General features: G+C 64.9%; 14 protein-coding genes, 1 tRNA gene and 1 pseudogene. 12 read left to right on the top strand and 4 right to left on the bottom strand.

What is annotated here, in order from left to right:
* Positions 1 to 168: 168 nt before the first annotated feature.
* The 8 genes from der to LDO29_RS22080 all read left to right on the top strand — a co-directional run bounded on the left by der (position 169) and on the right by LDO29_RS22080 (position 9,282).
* On the top strand, positions 169 to 1,512 hold the full coding sequence (gene der, locus LDO29_RS22115) for a ribosome biogenesis GTPase Der (protein ID WP_224081878.1): 1,344 nt from the start codon (positions 169 to 171) through the stop codon (positions 1,510 to 1,512).
* Between the two features lie 210 nt (positions 1,513 to 1,722).
* Positions 1,723 to 1,962: an RNA chaperone Hfq gene (gene hfq / locus LDO29_RS22110; RefSeq protein WP_006577126.1), complete on the top strand. Its 240-nt coding sequence runs from the start codon at positions 1,723 to 1,725 to the stop codon at positions 1,960 to 1,962.
* Positions 1,963 to 2,218: 256 nt separating this feature from the next.
* Positions 2,219 to 3,454 (top strand): GTPase HflX, encoded by a 1,236-nt coding sequence (gene hflX / locus LDO29_RS22105; protein WP_224081877.1) that lies wholly within the window; start codon positions 2,219 to 2,221, stop codon positions 3,452 to 3,454.
* Between the two features lie 105 nt (positions 3,455 to 3,559).
* Positions 3,560 to 4,921 carry an FtsH protease activity modulator HflK gene (gene hflK, locus LDO29_RS22100; protein ID WP_224081876.1) on the top strand — a complete coding sequence of 454 codons (1,362 nt, stop codon included), beginning with the start codon at positions 3,560 to 3,562 and terminating at the stop codon, positions 4,919 to 4,921.
* 10 nt (positions 4,922 to 4,931) lie between these two features.
* Positions 4,932 to 5,843 (top strand): protease modulator HflC, encoded by a 912-nt coding sequence (gene hflC, locus LDO29_RS22095; RefSeq protein WP_224081875.1) that lies wholly within the window; start codon positions 4,932 to 4,934, stop codon positions 5,841 to 5,843.
* 173 nt (positions 5,844 to 6,016) lie between these two features.
* Positions 6,017 to 7,168 carry an ATP phosphoribosyltransferase regulatory subunit gene (locus LDO29_RS22090; RefSeq protein ID WP_224081874.1) on the top strand — a complete coding sequence of 384 codons (1,152 nt, stop codon included), beginning with the start codon at positions 6,017 to 6,019 and terminating at the stop codon, positions 7,166 to 7,168.
* A gap of 86 nt (positions 7,169 to 7,254) precedes the next feature.
* The gene (locus LDO29_RS22085) at positions 7,255 to 8,595 is read left to right on the top strand and encodes an adenylosuccinate synthase (RefSeq protein WP_224081873.1); all 1,341 of its coding nucleotides are present in this window, start codon (positions 7,255 to 7,257) and stop codon (positions 8,593 to 8,595) included.
* 123 nt (positions 8,596 to 8,718) lie between these two features.
* Complete coding sequence (locus LDO29_RS22080) at positions 8,719 to 9,282, top strand: phosphoribosyltransferase (protein ID WP_224081872.1); 564 nt, start codon at positions 8,719 to 8,721, stop codon at positions 9,280 to 9,282.
* Between the two features lie 115 nt (positions 9,283 to 9,397).
* Here the strand turns inward: LDO29_RS22080 and LDO29_RS28385 are convergent.
* Together LDO29_RS28385 and LDO29_RS22075 are read right to left on the bottom strand one after the other, a co-directional pair.
* Positions 9,398 to 9,478, bottom strand: a pseudogene (locus LDO29_RS28385) (NAD(P)-dependent oxidoreductase); the annotation flags it as partial.
* A gap of 247 nt (positions 9,479 to 9,725) precedes the next feature.
* Positions 9,726 to 9,812: transfer RNA gene (locus LDO29_RS22075), tRNA-Leu, on the bottom strand.
* A 70-nt stretch (positions 9,813 to 9,882) separates the two neighbouring features.
* Here LDO29_RS22075 and rnr point away from each other — a divergent pair.
* From rnr to LDO29_RS22060, 3 genes are all read left to right on the top strand, one after another.
* Entirely contained in the window at positions 9,883 to 12,471 is a 2,589-nt protein-coding gene (gene rnr, locus LDO29_RS22070) for a ribonuclease R (protein ID WP_224081871.1), read from the top strand.
* A 92-nt stretch (positions 12,472 to 12,563) separates the two neighbouring features.
* Complete coding sequence (gene rlmB, locus LDO29_RS22065) at positions 12,564 to 13,307, top strand: 23S rRNA (guanosine(2251)-2'-O)-methyltransferase RlmB (RefSeq protein ID WP_224081870.1); 744 nt, start codon at positions 12,564 to 12,566, stop codon at positions 13,305 to 13,307.
* 20 nt (positions 13,308 to 13,327) lie between these two features.
* Positions 13,328 to 14,110, top strand: coding sequence for an SIR2 family NAD-dependent protein deacylase (locus LDO29_RS22060; protein WP_224081869.1), 783 nt, complete (start codon positions 13,328 to 13,330; stop codon positions 14,108 to 14,110).
* Positions 14,111 to 14,129: 19 nt separating this feature from the next.
* Here LDO29_RS22060 and tal read toward each other — a convergent pair whose 3' ends face one another.
* Positions 14,130 to 15,086, bottom strand: a complete 957-nt coding sequence (tal, locus tag LDO29_RS22055) for a transaldolase (RefSeq protein WP_224081868.1) — start codon at positions 15,084 to 15,086, stop codon at positions 14,130 to 14,132.
* A 172-nt stretch (positions 15,087 to 15,258) separates the two neighbouring features.
* Here tal and rpiA point away from each other — a divergent pair, with 172 nt between their 5' ends.
* On the top strand, positions 15,259 to 15,945 hold the full coding sequence (gene rpiA / locus LDO29_RS22050) for a ribose-5-phosphate isomerase RpiA (protein ID WP_224081867.1): 687 nt from the start codon (positions 15,259 to 15,261) through the stop codon (positions 15,943 to 15,945).
* A gap of 76 nt (positions 15,946 to 16,021) precedes the next feature.
* On the opposite strand, the gene LDO29_RS22045 is transcribed toward rpiA, so the two are convergent.
* The gene (locus tag LDO29_RS22045; RefSeq protein WP_224081866.1) at positions 16,022 to 16,294 is read right to left on the bottom strand and encodes an oxidative damage protection protein; all 273 of its coding nucleotides are present in this window, start codon (positions 16,292 to 16,294) and stop codon (positions 16,022 to 16,024) included.
* Positions 16,295 to 16,352 lie beyond the last annotated feature (58 nt).

Here is a 16,352-nt window from a genome sequence, read left to right as displayed (position 1 = left end):
TAGCATGATCCCTGGTCGTGCGGCGAAATGCGGGACGGGCCCTGGTGCCACGTTCCGCCCGACAGGAGAAGCGGCTGGCATGCATTTTTTGCATGAGACGCCGTCGGATCAACTGACTCCGGAGTTCCTGGGGGACGGCAGGTGCCGGCCCCCGTTTCCGTTTATTGCATGAAACCAGTTATTGCACTTGTCGGCCGCCCGAACGTCGGGAAGTCGACGCTATTCAACCGCATGACCCGGTCGCGCGACGCGCTCGTCGCCGACCTGCCGGGCCTGACGCGCGATCGCCACTACGGCGAAGGGCGTATTGGCGATCGTCCATTCATTGCCATCGACACCGGCGGCTTCGAGCCGGTGGTCAAGGAGGGCATCGTCGCCGAGATGGCCAAGCAGACCAAGCAGGCCGTGGTCGAGGCGGATGTGGTCATCTTCATCGTCGACGGCAGGCTGGGCCTTGCCCCGCAGGACCGCGCCATCGCGGACTACCTGCGCAAGACCGGCCGGCGCGTGATGCTGGCCGTCAACAAGGCCGAGGGCATGAAATACACCTCGGTCGCAGCCGACTTCTATGAGCTCGGCATGGGCGATCCGTACGCGATCTCGGCTGCGCATGGCGATGGCGTTAGCGAACTCGTCGACGAAGCCCTGGCGCTGGCCGTGCAGGAACGTCCCGAACTGGCCGAGGAAGAGTCGGATGGCGGGCACGGCGTGAAGATTGCAATCGTAGGCCGCCCTAACGTGGGGAAGTCGACGCTGGTCAATACGCTGATCGGCGAGGAGCGCGTGATCGCGTTCGACATGCCCGGCACCACCCGCGATGCCATCTACGTGGAATTCGAGCGCGGCGGCAAGCCCTACACGCTGATCGACACGGCGGGCCTGCGGCGTCGGGGCAAGGTGTTCGAGGCGATCGAGAAGTTCTCGGTGGTCAAGACGCTGCAATCGATCGCCGATGCCAACGTCGTGATCCTGCTGCTCGACGCGCAGCAGGACATTTCCGACCAGGATGCCCATATTGCCGGCTTTATCGTCGAGTCCGGCCGGGCCCTGGTGGTCGGCGTCAACAAGTGGGATGGCCTGGATGGCCATGCCCGCGATCGCATCAAGCACGACCTCGAGCGCAAGCTGCAATTCCTGAACTTCGCCAATTTCCACTTCGTGTCTGCGCGGGAACGCACAGGTATCGGCGCGCTGCTGCGTTCGGTGGACGATGCTTATGCCGCGGCCATGGTCAAGCTGCCCACGCCGCAGCTGACGCGGGTGCTGCAGGAAGCGGTGGAGTTCCAGCAGCCGAAGCGCGTCGGCGTGTCGCGGCCGAAGCTGCGCTATGCGCACCAGGGTGGTTCCAACCCGCCGATCATCGTGATCCACGGCAATGCCTTGTCGGGTGTTTCCGAGACCTACCGGCGCTACCTGGAGAACCGCTACCGCGCGGCATTCAAGCTGAAGGGCACCCCTCTTCGCATTGAATTTCGCACGAACAAAAACCCGTATGCGGACTCGAAAGACTGAGTTCCCGGCGAGTGCCTGGCGAGGCAAGTTTTCGTTTGCGTTCGTTTGGAACTGAGGCTAAATTTGCGGTAGCAGGGGGTTCTCTGCGCGCTGACGCCGCTTTGGTACCGTTTTTGATCTTTTTTCTGGCGCGAGCTTGCGCCGATTGACTTGAACCGGGGACTTCCGTCCCCATTATTCACCACTAAACCTATAAATTTGGAGTGTGCCATGAGCAACAAAGGGCAATTGCTACAAGACCCGTTTCTGAACGCGCTGCGCAAAGAGCACGTGCCGGTTTCCATCTATCTCGTCAATGGCATCAAGCTGCAAGGCAATATCGAATCGTTCGACCAGTATGTCGTGCTGCTGCGTAACACCGTGACGCAGATGGTCTACAAGCATGCAATTTCTACCGTCGTCCCGGCTCGCGCGGTCAATTTCCGCGTGGATGATTCCGCCGAGGGCTGATCTCCCTGACGGCCGCAACGGCTTGCGGCCGTCGCCTGTCGGCATCATGCACACGCCACCCGGCGTTGCTCCGGTGCCGGCCTCCGGCTCGCGCATGCGGCCGGCTTGCGGTGAACCGGGCCGGCTGCCTGCCGTGACGGTGCCTCAATCGCGCAAGGGGGCGCGTGCCTGTGCAGGCCCGCTCCCGCCCCGCTGAATCCGGGCAGGCCCGGTCGTCTCCCCAACATCGTTCTTCTTCGCGCGTAGCGCCCTCCGCTTGGATCCCAGAGCTACCTCCAACACCGAACCGTCGCGTGCCATTCTCGTCGGCGTGGATTTCGGCAAGCATGATTTTCAGGAAAGCCTGAGCGAGCTTGCCCTCTTGACCACCACGGCAGGCTCCATGCCGGTGCATACGCTGACCGGCAAGCGCTCGCGGCCGGACCCGGCGCTCTTCATCGGCTCCGGCAAGGCCGAGGAGCTGAAGGAGGCCGCCGATGCGCTGGATGCCGACATCGTGGTGTTCAATCACGCCCTGAGCCCGGCACAGCAACGTAATCTGGAGCGCTTTCTCCAGCGCCATGTGATCGACCGTACCGGTCTGATCCTGGATATCTTCGGTCAGCGCGCGCAGAGCCATGTGGGCAAGGTGCAGGTGGAGCTGGCGCAGGTCCAGTACCAGGCGTCGCGGCTGGTTCGTGCCTGGAGCCACCTGGAGCGGCAGAAGGGCGGTATCGGCATGCGGGGCGGACCGGGCGAGCGCCAGCTCGAGCTGGATCGCCGCATGCTCGATGACCGTGCCAAGCGGCTGAAGTCCGACCTTGCCCGGCTGCAGCGGCAGCACAGCACCCAGCGGCGTGCCCGCGCACGCAACGAGACACTGAGCATTTCGCTGGTTGGCTATACCAATGCCGGCAAGTCGACGCTGTTCAATGCGCTGACCAAGGCCGGGGCATACGCGGCTGACCAGCTTTTCGCGACGCTCGATACCACCTCGCGCCGGATGTTCCTGGATGGGCTCGGCAACGTGGTGCTGTCGGACACGGTCGGCTTCATCCGCGACCTGCCGACCCAGCTGGTGGCCGCGTTCCGCGCGACGCTCGACGAGACCGTGCATGCCGACTTGCTGCTGCATGTCGTGGACGCATCGAGTCCGGTGCGCCATGAGCAGATCGAGCAGGTCAACCGGGTGCTGACGGAAATCGACGCCTCCGAGATTCCGCAGATCGTCGTGATGAACAAGATCGATGCCGCGCCGGAGCTGCAGGAGCAGGGGGCCCGCGTGGAACGCGATGAGGATGGCGTTCCCACCCGCGTGTTCCTCAGCGCCCGCGAGGGCACCGGCCTGGATGCTCTGCGGCAGTCCATCGTCGAAGTCGCGCAGTGGCTGGCGAGCCGGCCGCCCGAGCCGGAGCCGTTCGATCCCAGGCTGTCGGAACAGGGCCGGCGCGTGGACGACGACGGATTCGACGGGGATGAGCAGCACGCTCAGGACGATCGCCACCTTTCCTGATCCTTTTCGGCGAGATTCGCGGCCGGATTGCGCGATTTGGCCAAAAGTGGCGCAGATGACTGCTAGAATCCCCCTGTTACAAACTTCCCCGGACCCGTGCACTTCATGCCCCAGTTCTCCCGGAATCCTGAAACGAGCCTGACCCCGGGCGGCCGATTTCCGCTGCGCGCGGGATGGCAGCGCCTGCGCGCAATCTTCTCGCTGAACGATCCCCGCTGGGGGCGCGACGGCCAGGATGAGGATGACAAGGACAGCCGCGCGAACGACCGTGAAGGGAACCGTCAGCAGAACCAGCGCCCGCAGGACGGTCCGCCGGATCTCGACGAACTCTGGCGTGACTTCAACCGGCGCCTGAACGGTCTGCTCGGACGCAAGGAGAACGGCAACGGCGGCAACCAGGGCTTCGGCGCGCCGCGCACGCCGGGCAAGGGCTCGGGTGTAGGCCTGGGCGTAGTGATCGCCGCGGTGGTTGGCATCTGGCTGGCGAGCGGCTTTTTCATGGTGCAGGAAGGTCAGACAGCCGTGATCCTGCAGTTTGGCAAGTTCAAGTATTCGACCGGGCCCGGCATCAACTGGCGCCTGCCATGGCCGATCCAGTCGGCAGAGGTCGTCAACCTGTCGGCCGTGCGTTCGGTGGAAGTGGGGCGTTCCACGTCCATCAAGGACAGCAACCTGAAGGACTCGTCGATGCTGACGCAGGACGAGAACATCATCGACGTCCGCTTCACGGTCCAGTACGACATCCAGGACGCCAGCGAATTCCTGTTCTTCAACAAGACCGATCGCGGCGGCGACGAGGAACTCGTGACGCAGGCCGCCGAAACCTCGGTGCGCGAAATCGTCGGCCGCAACAAGATGGATGCGGTGCTGTACGAGAACCGCGAGCAGATCGCGCAGGGGCTGGCCAAGTCGATCCAGTCGATCCTGTCCGCATACAAGACCGGCATCCGCATCATCTCGGTCAACGTGCAGAGCGTGCAGCCGCCCGAGCAGGTGCAGGCCGCGTTCGACGACGTGAACAAGGCCAGCCAGGATCGCGAGCGCGCGATCAGCGAAGGCCAGGCGTATGCCAATGACGTGATTCCGCGCGCCAAGGGTACCGCCGCGCGGCTGAAGGAAGAGTCCGAGGCCTACCGTGCCCGCGTGGTGGCACAGGCCGAGGGCGATGCTTCGCGGTTCCGTTCGGTGCAGGGCGAATACGCCAAGGCGCCTCAGGTGACGCGCGACCGCATCTATATCGAGACCATGCAGCAGATCTACGCCAATTCGACCAAGGTGCTGGTGGATGCGCGCCAGGGCAGCAACCTTCTCTATCTTCCCCTCGACAAGCTGATGGCCCAGGCCGATGGCCGCGGTACGCCGCCATCCCAGCCGGCCAGCGGTGCTGGCACGCAGCCGCCGCAGGATTCGGCCGCCGATGTCCGGTCGCGCGAATCCCTGCGCAACCGTGACCGCGATTCGCGCTGAGGAGACCGTCATGAACCGACTGATTTCCTTCGCGATTGGCGCTTTCATCCTGCTGGCCGTGGCGTCTTCGATGATGTTCGTCGTCGACCAGCGCCAGTACGCCGTGGTGTTTGCATTTGGCGAGATCAAGCAGATCGTGCGCGAGCCTGGCCTGCACTTCAAGCTGCCGCCGCCGTTGCAGAACGTGGTGTTCATGGACCGCCGCCTGCAGACCATTGACGTGGCCGCCAACGAGCGCTTCCTGACTGCCGAAAAGAAGAGCATGGTGGTGGACTGGTTCGTCAAATGGCGCATCACCGATCCGCGCAAGTTCTACGTTGCCTTCGGCGGCAATGTGCGCAGCGCCCAGGACCGCATGACCCAGCGTATCGATGCCGTGGCGCGCGAGGAGTTCGGCAAGCGCACCGTCGCTGACGTGGTTGCAGGCGAGCGCGAAAAGGTCATGCAGAACATCCGCGCCGGCATGGCGGAATATGCGCAGTCGGTCGGCGTCGAGATCCTCGACGTGCGTCTCAAGCGCGTGGACCTGCTGCCGGCCATCAGCGAATCGGTGTACCGCCGCATGGAAGCCGAGCGCAAGCGCGTGGCCAACGAGCTGCGTTCGACTGGCGCTGCCGAAGGCGAGAAGATTCGCGCCGATGCCGATCGCCAGCGCGAGGTGGTGCTGGCCGAGGCCTATCGCGATGCCCAGGTGGTCAAGGGCGAAGGCGATGCCAAGTCTTCGCAGATCTATGCCGAAGCATTCGGCAAGGATCCGCAGTTCGCGCAGTTCTGGCGCAGCATGGAGGCCTATCGCAATACCTTCCGCGACAAGCGCGACATCATGGTGCTGGAGCCGAATTCGGACTTCTTCCGCTACATGCGATCCAGCGGCGGTGCCGCGGCACCGGCAGCGGGTGGCGCGTCCGGAGGGCGGCGCTAGCAAGACCGCGAAATTTGTGGCGAGGTGACAAAACCCCGGCTTGCCGGGGTTTTGTCCGGCTGGAGGGCGGCGCCTGAAGTGACGGCGCGGACGCGTGCCGGGCCGTATCGAACTCGCCGGGTGTGCAGGCCGGGGCCTGCCCGCAAACGTGTCATACAGAGAAGAGATTCATCATGTCCAACCATTGGCTGCTGCCAGAAAACATTGCCGACGTCCTGCCGTCGGAGGCCCGCAAGATCGAGGAATTGCGCCGCCGCATGCTGGACCTGTTCCGCACCTACGGCTACGAGCTGGTCATGCCGCCGATGCTGGAATACCTGGAGTCGCTGCTGACCGGCACCGGGCATGACCTCGACCTGCGCACGTTCAAGCTGGTGGACCAGTTGTCGGGCCGCACGATGGGCCTGCGCGCCGATATCACGCCGCAGGTGGCACGCATCGATGCCCACTTGCTGAACCGTCCCGGCGTGACGCGGCTTTGCTATGCGGGGAACGTCCTGCACGCGCGCCCGGCCGGGTTTCACGCCACGCGCGAGCCGATCCAGGTCGGTGCCGAGATCTACGGCCATGCGGGCCTGGAGGCCGATGTCGAGATCCAGGAACTGATGCTTGCCGCGCTGCAAGCGGCGGGGCTGTCGGATATCCGCATCGACTTGTGCCATGCCGGTATCCTGGAGGCGCTGCTGGACGGCCTGCCATCCATCCGCCGGATCGAAGACGCGCTGTTCGCGGCGCTGGAAACCAAGGATGTCTCGGCGCTGCGCGAGATCACGCAGGGCTTGCCGCAGACCGAGCGGGACGCACTACTGGCGCTCCCGACCCTGTATGGCGGCATGGAGGTCCTCGACCGAGCCCGTGCCACGCTTCCTGCGAGCCCGGCCATTGGCCGCGCGCTGGATGAGCTGGCGGCCCTGGCGGCGCAGGTGCGCGGCGCGAGCGTCAATATCGACCTGTCCGACCTGCGCGGCTATCACTATCACAGCGGTGTGATGTTTGCGGCGTATGTGGCAGGGCTTCCGAACTATGTGGCGCGCGGCGGCCGCTATGACAAGGTTGGCGAAGCCTTTGGCCGCGCGCGTCCGGCCACCGGGTTCTCGCTGGATCTGCGCGAGGTGGCGGCACTGTCACCCATCGAAGTGCGTGCGCAGGCAGTTTTCGCGCCCTGGGATGCGGATCCTGCCCTTCGTGCCGCCATCGTGGCACTGCGGGCAGCGGGGGAGATCGTGATCCAGTCGCTGCCCGGGCACGCCAACGATCTCGATGAATTCAACTGCGACCGCCAACTCGTGCGCCAGGAGGCTGGCTGGGTTGTTGTACCACGCTGAATCTTGATACCGGGCATTTGCCCAAAAAGCGGGAACTGACCGGTAACAAGAGTAGAATACGTTTTTAACCTATTGACCAAAGCAATATGTCCGCATCCGCAGTAGGCCAGGGACGCAATGTCGTCGTGATCGGCACCCAGTGGGGTGACGAAGGCAAGGGGAAAATCGTCGATTGGCTTACCGATCATGCAAAGGGCGTGGTGCGGTTCCAGGGCGGCCACAACGCTGGCCATACCCTGATCATCGGCGGCAAGAAGACCATCCTGCGACTGATCCCGTCGGGGATCATGCGCGAAGGCACGGTCTGCTATATCGGCAACGGCGTGGTGCTGTCGCCGGAAGCCCTGTTCCGTGAAATCGAAGAACTCGAGTCGGCCGGCCTAGAAGTGCAGAAACGCCTGCGCATCTCGGAAGCCGCGACGCTGATCCTGCCTTACCACGTGGCGATCGACAAGGCGCGTGAAGCCCGTCGCGGCGCGGCCAAGATCGGCACGACCGGCCGCGGCATCGGCCCGGCCTATGAAGACAAGGTGGCGCGCCGCGCGCTGCGCGTGCAGGATCTGTTCGACCCGGAGCAGTTCGCCGAACGCCTGCGCGAGAACCTCGACCTCCACAATTTCATGCTGACGCAGTACCTCGGCGCCGAAGCCGTGGACTTCCAGCAGACCCTGGATGAGGCGCTGGCCTTTGCGCCGCGCCTGGCGCCGATGGTGGCGGACGTGTCGGCCGAGCTTTATGCGGTCAATGCCGCCGGCGGCAACCTGATGTTCGAAGGCGCGCAAGGCACGCTGCTCGACGTGGACCACGGCACCTATCCGTTCGTGACCTCGAGCAACTGCGTGGCCGGTGCGGCTGCCGCAGGTGCCGGCGTGGGGCCGGGCCGGCTGAATTACATCCTGGGCATCACCAAGGCATATTGCACGCGCGTCGGCTCCGGCCCGTTCCCGAGCGAGCTGTACGACAACGACAATCCTGCCCGCCAGGATCAGGTCGGCGTGCGCCTGGCCAATGTGGGCAAGGAGTTTGGCTCGGTGACCGGCCGTCCGCGCCGCACTGGCTGGCTCGATGCCGCGGCGCTCAAGCGCTCGGTGCAGATCAACGGCGTGTCGGGCCTGTGCCTGACCAAGCTCGACGTGCTCGACGGCCTGGAAAGCATCAAGCTCTGCGTCGGCTACACGCTGGACGGCAAGACGGTGGACATCCTGCCGCGCGGCTCCGATGCCGTGGCGCGTTGCGAACCGGTTTACGAGGAATTCCCGGGCTGGAACGAGTCGACCTTCGGCGTGAAGTCGTGGGACGCGCTGCCCGAAGCTGCGCGCACGTACCTGAAGCGCGTGGAAGAAGTGGTTGGCATCCCCATCGACATGATTTCGACGGGCCCGGATCGCGACGAGACTATCCTGCTGCGTCACCCGTATCTGGCCTGACCAGGCGACACCCGCTGCAAGGGCCGCGCGCCACAAGCGCGGCGGCCCCGCCAGAACAAATCGGCCCGCGCAAGCGGGCCGAACTATATCGGTCAACCGACCAGAAGATAGAAAGAGCAAATCATGAATCTGCCAACGAACGACGACGAGAACCTGTGGGTGTCCTGGGATGAGTACCATCGCCTGATCGCGCGTCTGTCGCTGAACGTGCATGAGTCGGGCTGGAAGTTCGACAAGATCCTGTGCCTGGCGCGCGGCGGGCTGCGCGTGGGCGACCAGATGTCGCGCATTTTCGACGTGCCGCTGGCCATCCTGGCCACCAGCAGCTACCGCGAGGCGGCGGGCACGCAGCAGGGTGATCTGGATATCGCCCAGTACATCACCATGACGCGCGGCGAGCTTACCGGCAAGATCCTGCTGGTGGACGACCTCGTCGATTCCGGTGTGACCCTGGAGCGCGTGGGGCGGCATCTCAAGGAGCGTTACCCTGCGGTAACGGAAGTCCGGTCGGCCGTGCTGTGGTACAAGGCATGCTCGAAGGTCAAGCCGGACTACCATGTGACCTTCCTGCCGTCGAACCCCTGGATCCACCAGCCATTCGAGGAATACGACACGCTGCGTCCGCACAACCTGTCGGCCTGGCTCAAGCGCGGCAAGCGCGCGCAGGAAGACGGCGCGCAAGGCTGACGCACGCCGTCGTGTAGCAGGCGGCCCCACGCAGGGGCCGCGAACGCTCGGCGCTCAATCGCCGGCGGTGAAGCGCTGGCTTTTCGATGTCATCCAGCATCGCGATCGCGCAGTCTTCCACCGGAAATTCCGGCGTATCCACGAGTTGCGTGCCGGGCGCCACGAACAGGCTGCCTGCGCCGTCGGCCGCCAGCAACCAGGAGTTGGGCGCGGCGGTTGTCGCGATTTTGTGTCGCAAAGGTGGCGGGAGAATGCCGGAATCGCCACTGAAGCTGATACACTGGTTCGCAGTGCCGCCCGCAAGTTCCCGGGGTCAGCAAATGGAATGCGGTCGCGACTGGCCGTGAATCGAGGAGTTCAAGTTGCCGGATCAGGTAGATAAAGCGAGGGCGGAAAACAAAAAACCCGCAGGCTTTGAAAGCGCTGCGGGTTTCTCGCTGATCTGGTGCCCAGGAGAGGACTCGAACCTCCACAGTGTTGCCACCGCTAGGACCTGAACCTAGTGCGTCTACCAATTCCGCCACCTGGGCAGGTGTCGAAACAACCGAAGCGCTCATTATAGAGAGTGCGGAAATTTTGTCAAATAGTTTTCAGAAAAAATTGAATCAAAATAACTATCCGATCCCTAGTCGGGAAGAAATCCTCGGCGTACTGAGAACATCGGGGTCGCCCCAGTCGGCCGGCGATATCGCCAAGGCCCTGTCCGTCACGCGCAAGGAGCATGACGGATTCCAGAAACGCCTGGCCGCGATGGAACGCGACGGGCAGATCGAACTGAACCGCAAGGGCCGCTATGAACTGGCCCATCAACCGAACTTCGTCACCGGCCGCGTGCAGGGACATCGCGACGGCTTCGGCTTCCTGATCCGCGACGATGGCGAGGACGATATCTTCCTGCCCGAGCGTGAACTGCAGAAGGCCATGCACAACGACCGCGCGCAGGTGCGCGTGGTCGGCTACGACCGGCGAGGCCGTCCGGAAGGGCAGATCGTCGAGATTCTCGAACGTGCCAACCGTTACGTGATCGGGCGCCTGCTCAGCGAGGGCGGCGTGCTCGTCGTTGCGCCAGAGGACAAGCGCATCAGCCAGGATATCCTGATCCCGCCGAAGGCGCAGGGCAAGGCGCGCGTGGGGCAGGTGGTCAGTGTCGAACTGGTTGAATATCCGGATCGCTACGTGCAGCCCGTGGGGCGTGTTGTGGAAGTGCTCGGCGATATCGACGATCCGGGCATGGAAATCGAGATCGCCGTGCGCAAGTACGGCGTGCCGCATACGTTCTCGCAGGCCGCAGCCAAGGAAGCCACGGCGCTGCCCGATGAAGTGCGGCAGGCCGACCTGGACCACCGCATCGACCTGCGCGACGTGCCGCTTGTCACCATCGATGGCGAAGACGCGCGCGACTTTGATGATGCGGTCTATTGCGAGCCCGTGAAGATCGGCCGCAGCAACGGGTGGCGCCTGATCGTGGCGATCGCCGACGTGTCGCACTACGTGCGGCCCGGCACGCCGCTGGATGCCGATGCGCTTGACCGTGCCACCTCCGTGTATTTCCCGCGCCGGGTGATCCCGATGCTGCCGGAGAAGCTGTCCAACGGACTGTGCTCGCTCAATCCAGAGGTGGACCGGCTGTGCATGGTGTGCGACGCGGTGATTACCGCCAAGGGCGAGCTGAAGGGCTACCAGTTCTATCCGGCCGTCATGCACTCCGCGGCACGGCTGACCTACAACGAGGTCTGGTCGATCCTGTCGAACACCAAGGGGCCGGAGGCACACAAGCGTGCCGAACTCGTGCCCTACCTGCAGAACCTGTACGAGCTGTTCCAGGTCCTGCTCAAGGCACGGCGTGCGCGCGGTGCGATCGACTTCGATACTACCGAGACGTACATCGTCTGCAACGCGCAGGGCAAGATCGAACAGATCCTGCCGCGCACGCGCAATGATGCGCACCGCCTGATCGAGGAATGCATGCTGACGGCCAACGTCTGTGCGGCCGATTTCCTCGAGCGCTTCAAGCACCCGGCGCTGTACCGCATCCATGCGGGCCCGAGCGAGGAAAAGCTCAAGAACCTGCGCGAGTTCCTGAAGACCTCGGGGCTGTCGCTCGGCGGCGGCGACAAGCCGCAGGCGTCCGACTACGCCGAGGTGATGGACAAGATCAAGTCGCGGCCCGATGCGCCAATGCTCCAGACCATGCTGCTGCGCTCGATGCAGCAGGCCGTCTACAGCCCCGACAACATCGGCCACTTTGGTCTGGCCTACGAGGCCTACGCGCATTTCACCAGCCCGATCCGCCGCTATCCGGACCTGCTGGTGCACCGTGCGATCAAGGCGATCCTGGCGCATACCAAGTACCAGCCCGCCTTTGTTCACGGCACCGAGCTCAACACCGCGATCTCGCCCAAGGCGCGGCGCCTGCAGGCCAAGGACGCCGAGCAGAAGGCGGAACTGGCCGCGGCGCGCGCACGGCGCAATGAAGCGATCTGGGACGAACTGGGCCTGCACTGCTCGGCCAACGAGCGCCGCGCCGACGAGGCGTCGCGCGACGTCGAAGCCTGGCTCAAGTGCTACTTCATGCGCGACAAGCTGGGCAGCGACTTTGCGGGCACCATCAGTGCCGTGACGTCGTTCGGCATCTTCGTGCAGCTCGACGAGCTGTACGTGGAAGGGCTTGTGCACGTCACCGAACTCGGCAGCGACTACTTCCAGTACGACGAAGCCCGCAACGAACTGCGCGGCGAGCGTACCGGCATCCGCTACCGCCTGACCGACCGCGTGCGCGTGCAGGTGTCGCGCGTGGATCTCGATGCACGCAAGATCGACTTCCACCTGGTGCAGGAGCCGTCGGCCAAGACCCTGCGCGCCCGTGCCGGCGTGGGGGAGCCGCCGCGCGTGCCGGCCGCGCATGCCGTGCCGGCACGCAAGAAGGGCCGGCAACTGGCGGCGCTGCTGGGCGGTACCTCGAAGCCGGAAGAGTCGTTCGACGAGACCCTGGATCGCGTGATCGAGGAACAACCGGTGTTCGAGGCCGTGATCACGCCGCTGCGGCCGCACGTCAAGACCGGCGGCAAGCCGGCCAAGCGCGCCGCCAAGCCCAAGCCGGCCCATCTGGACAAGCCGCGCAAGACGGCTTCGAAAACGCGCGCGGCCAAGACTGCGGGCAAGACGTCGCGCACGCCGCGCAAGCGTTGAGCGGATGCGTCCGGGGCGCTGCCGCGCTGGGGGCCCCGGACGGCGCGCGGCCGGCGTGATGGCGGCCCGGGCAGGGCGAGTACAATCGCGCCATGGCTAAACAAAAACTTCTGATCGGCTTTCATGCCGTGACTGCGCGCTTGCGCCAGGACGCCAAGGGCGTCACCGATGTCTATGTCGAGGCCTCGCGCCGAGACCGTCGCATGCAGGACTTCATCCGCCTGGCCGAGAGCCTGGGCGTGCGCCTGCACCCGGTGGACGCCGAGCGCCTGCGCGGCATGGCCGGCACCGACCGTCACCAGGGTGTGGTGGCGCGCGCCGAAGACGTGGCACTGGCGCTGAACCTCGACGAACTGCTCGATGGCATTGAAGGTACCCCGTTGCTGCTGGTGCTCGATGGCGTCACCGATCCCCACAACCTCGGGGCCTGCCTGCGCGTGGCGGACGGCGCCGGTGCGCACGCCGTGATCGCGCCCAAGGACCGCAGTGTTGGGCTGAACGCCACGGTTGCGAAGGTGGCCAGCGGCGCCGCCGAGACCGTGCCTTATATCACCGTGACCAACCTTGCCCGCACCCTGCGCGAATTGCAGGAGCGCGGCATCTGGGTGGTCGGCACCGCCGACGGTACCGACAAGACGCTCTACGACGTGGACCTGAAGGGCCCGATGGCTATCGTGATGGGAGCCGAAGGCGAGGGAATGCGCCGCCTGACGCGCGAGACCTGCGACGAACTGGTCGGCATCCCGATGCTTGGCGGTGTCGAGAGCCTCAATGTGTCGGTGGCCAGCGGCGTTTGTCTTTACGAGGCCGTGCGCCAGCGGCGCCTGCCGCGATGACGCGATGACGCGATGACGGTATGGCAGGTGATCCCCTGATCCCTTTATCGTCGCCATGGCCGGGCCTGGAAGAAGCCAGGGATCTGATCGCCCGCGCGCGCAGCGTATTTGTGCTGACCGGCGCGGGCATTTCCGCCGAATCGGGCGTGCCGACATTCCGCGATGCGCTGACTGGCCTTTGGGCCCGCTTCGATCCGGAGGAGCTTGCAAGCGAGGATGCTTACCGCCGCCAGCCGGCGCTTGTGTGGGAGTGGTACCAGCATCGGCGCGAACTGGTGGCGGCTGCGCGGCCCAATCCGGCGCACTATGCGCTGGTCGCGCTGGCTTCGCAGAAGCCGGTGACGCTGGTGACGCAGAATGTGGACGGGTTGCACCAGCGTGCGGGCAGCGAGCATGTCATCGAGCTGCACGGAAACCTGTTCGCCAACAAATGGCTCAACGGGTGCGGGCGCTGCGATGAGGCCAACGCCATTCCCGGCGATCCGCCGCGCTGCAGCCTGTGTGGCGCGCTGATGCGGCCCGGCGTGGTGTGGTTCGGAGAAGACTTGCCGCGCGTGGCGCGCTTCCGCGCCGAGCATGCCGCGGAGTCCGCCGACTTGTGCCTGGTGGTCGGGACTTCGGGGCTGGTGTATCCGGCTGCCGCATTGCCAGGTCTGGCGAGGGACCATGGCGCGCGCATCGTCGTGGTGAATCCCCAGCCTTCGGCACTGGACCAGACCGCCGACGTCGTATTGCAGGCGGCGGCAGGCGCCTGCCTGCCACTGCTGTGGCCGCAGTCCGGCTCGGCCTCCGAACCGGACTGAGCTTCGGGCCCAGCCGGCGTCAGCCGGCGATTTCCGCGACCAGCTTTTCGAGCTTGACTGCATCCGCGGCAAACAGCCGGATGCCTTCGGCCAGCTTCTCAGTGGCCATGGCGTCTTCGTTCAGCTGCCAGCGGAACGCGCGCTCATCGGCGGGGATGCGTGCGATATTGCCAGCCTGTGCCAGGTCGACCGATAGCTTGCGCTCGACCGTGCCTTCGGTGCGGGCGAGCTGTTCGAGCAGGTCGGGGCTGATGGTGAGCAGGTCGCTGCCAGCCAATGCGACGATCTGCGCGGTGCTGCGGAAGCTGGCGCCCATCACTTCGGTGGGGTAGCCGAACTTCTTGTAGTAGTCGTAGATCTGGCGCACGGAGCGCACGCCGGGATCGTTGTCGCCGGCATTTGCGGCGGCGTCCCACTGGTCGCCGGCCTGCTTCTTGTACCAGTCGAGAATACGGCCGACAAACGGCGAGATCAGCTGCGCGCCGGCCTCGGCACAGGCCACTGCCTGCACCAGCGAGAACAGCAGCGTCATGTTGCAACGGATGCCTTCGCGCTGCAGGATCTCCGCCGCGCCGATGCCTTCCCACGTCGACGCAATCTTGATCAGCACGCGCTCGCGGGCTACGCCGCGCCGCTCGTACAGGCGGATCAGGTGGCGGGCCTTCTCGACCGTCGCCTCGGTGTCGAACGACAGCCGCGCATCGACCTCCGTCGACACGCGTCCCGGCACGATCGCCAGGATCTCGCAGCCGAACGCGATCAGCACGCCGTCCATCACGGCATCGACGCCGCCTTCGTCATGGTAGTCGCTCACGGCCTGTTCCAGCAGCCCGCGGTATTCGGGCTTCTGCACTGCCTTGAGGATCAGCGACGGATTGGTGGTGGCGTCCTGGGGGGTGTACTGCTTCATCAGCTGGAAGTCGCCGGTGTCGGCCACGACCGTGGTGAACTGCTTGAGTTGTTCGAGCTGGTTCATGATCGGTATGTCGTTGCAGTCGTCATGTTGAGGCGGGGAGGGCGGCCGTGTCGCGGGGCCGTTCGGCCGGACCGTGCGTGCCTTTCGACTCATTGTACCGTCGCGCGCAAGTCGTGCCGCCGCAATCCGCTACACTACGCGTTTTCTTCCCCAAAGCCATCTGGCTGTTGTCATGACTCAGGATGAACTCAAGGCGCTGGTGGCGCAAGCTGCGGCCGACTACGTGAAGCAGGAAGTCCCGGAGGGCGCCGTGCTTGGCGTTGGCACCGGTTCCACGGCCAATCTTTTCATTGACGCCGTGGCGGCGTTCAAGGATCGCTTCGCGGGTGCGGTATCGAGCTCAGAGGCTTCCACGCGCCGGCTGCAGCAACATGGCTTCAAGGTGCTCGACCTGAACGAAGTCGACGATATTCCCGTCTATGTCGACGGCGCCGACGAGATCGACGCCAGCGGCGCCATGATCAAGGGTGGCGGCGGCGCGCTGACGCGCGAGAAGATCGTGGCCTCGGTCGCGGGCCGTTTCGTGTGCATCGCGGATGGCAGCAAACTGGTGGAGACCATGGGCGCCTTCCCGCTGCCCGTCGAAGTGATTCCGATGGCACGCGCAGCGGTGGCGCGCCAGCTGGCCGCGCTCGGTGGCCAGCCGCGCCTGCGTATGAACAAGGACGGCGGCATCTACAAGACCGACAACGGCAATGTGATCCTGGACGTGTCCGGACTGAAGATCACTGACCCGCGCGGGCTGGAGCAGTCCGTCAACCAGATTCCCGGTGTGGTGACGGTAGGCCTGTTTGCCCTGCGCGGTGCGAACGTGCTGCTGCTTGGCACGGGCGACGGCGTACGCCGCACCGATTTCTGAGCCACCGGCGCAGGATGCGCCAGTAGCAAAAAGGGGTGCCGGCGGCACCCCTTTTTCATTGCGCTTGCGCAGGAAATCAGGCCTGCGGCGGGACGTAGCCCGTAGCCTGGTCCGCGCCTTCGCCGAAGAAGTACTTCTCGGTCTGCTTGATCAGATACTGGCGCGCGCGCGCATCGGCCATGTTCAGGCGGTTCTCATTGATCAGCATGGTCTGGTGCTTGAGCCAGCCGGCCCAGGCTTCCTTCGAGACGTTTTGCCAGATCTTCTTGCCGAGTTCGCCGGGCAGGGGCGGGAAATCGAGCCCTTCGGCTTCCTTGTTCAGCTTGATGCAATGGACCATGCGGGCCATGGGGACTCCTTGTGTGCGTGGGTGGGAGCCGGGGCGGTCGTGCCGAGGCATGCCGCGC

Origin of the sequence: Cupriavidus laharis (assembly GCF_914271435.1) — a bacterium.
In the GTDB taxonomy this organism is placed as follows: domain Bacteria; phylum Pseudomonadota; class Gammaproteobacteria; order Burkholderiales; family Burkholderiaceae; genus Cupriavidus; species Cupriavidus laharis.
Note: the sequence above shows the minus strand (reverse complement) of the source record. Positions and strands in the feature narration are given on the sequence as shown.

Coding starts and splice junctions, on each gene's coding strand:
- der (WP_224081878.1), top strand. CDS start 169: ATGAAACCAGTTATTGCACTTGTCGGCCGCCCGAACGTCGGGAAGTCG.
- hfq (WP_006577126.1), top strand. CDS start 1,723: ATGAGCAACAAAGGGCAATTGCTACAAGACCCGTTTCTGAACGCGCTG.
- hflK (WP_224081876.1), top strand. CDS start 3,560: ATGCCCCAGTTCTCCCGGAATCCTGAAACGAGCCTGACCCCGGGCGGC.
- hflC (WP_224081875.1), top strand. CDS start 4,932: ATGAACCGACTGATTTCCTTCGCGATTGGCGCTTTCATCCTGCTGGCC.
- LDO29_RS22090 (WP_224081874.1), top strand. CDS start 6,017: ATGTCCAACCATTGGCTGCTGCCAGAAAACATTGCCGACGTCCTGCCG.
- LDO29_RS22085 (WP_224081873.1), top strand. CDS start 7,255: ATGTCCGCATCCGCAGTAGGCCAGGGACGCAATGTCGTCGTGATCGGC.
- LDO29_RS22080 (WP_224081872.1), top strand. CDS start 8,719: ATGAATCTGCCAACGAACGACGACGAGAACCTGTGGGTGTCCTGGGAT.
- rlmB (WP_224081870.1), top strand. CDS start 12,564: ATGGCTAAACAAAAACTTCTGATCGGCTTTCATGCCGTGACTGCGCGC.
- LDO29_RS22060 (WP_224081869.1), top strand. CDS start 13,328: ATGGCAGGTGATCCCCTGATCCCTTTATCGTCGCCATGGCCGGGCCTG.
- tal (WP_224081868.1), bottom strand. CDS start 15,086: ATGAACCAGCTCGAACAACTCAAGCAGTTCACCACGGTCGTGGCCGAC.
- rpiA (WP_224081867.1), top strand. CDS start 15,259: ATGACTCAGGATGAACTCAAGGCGCTGGTGGCGCAAGCTGCGGCCGAC.
- LDO29_RS22045 (WP_224081866.1), bottom strand. CDS start 16,294: ATGGCCCGCATGGTCCATTGCATCAAGCTGAACAAGGAAGCCGAAGGG.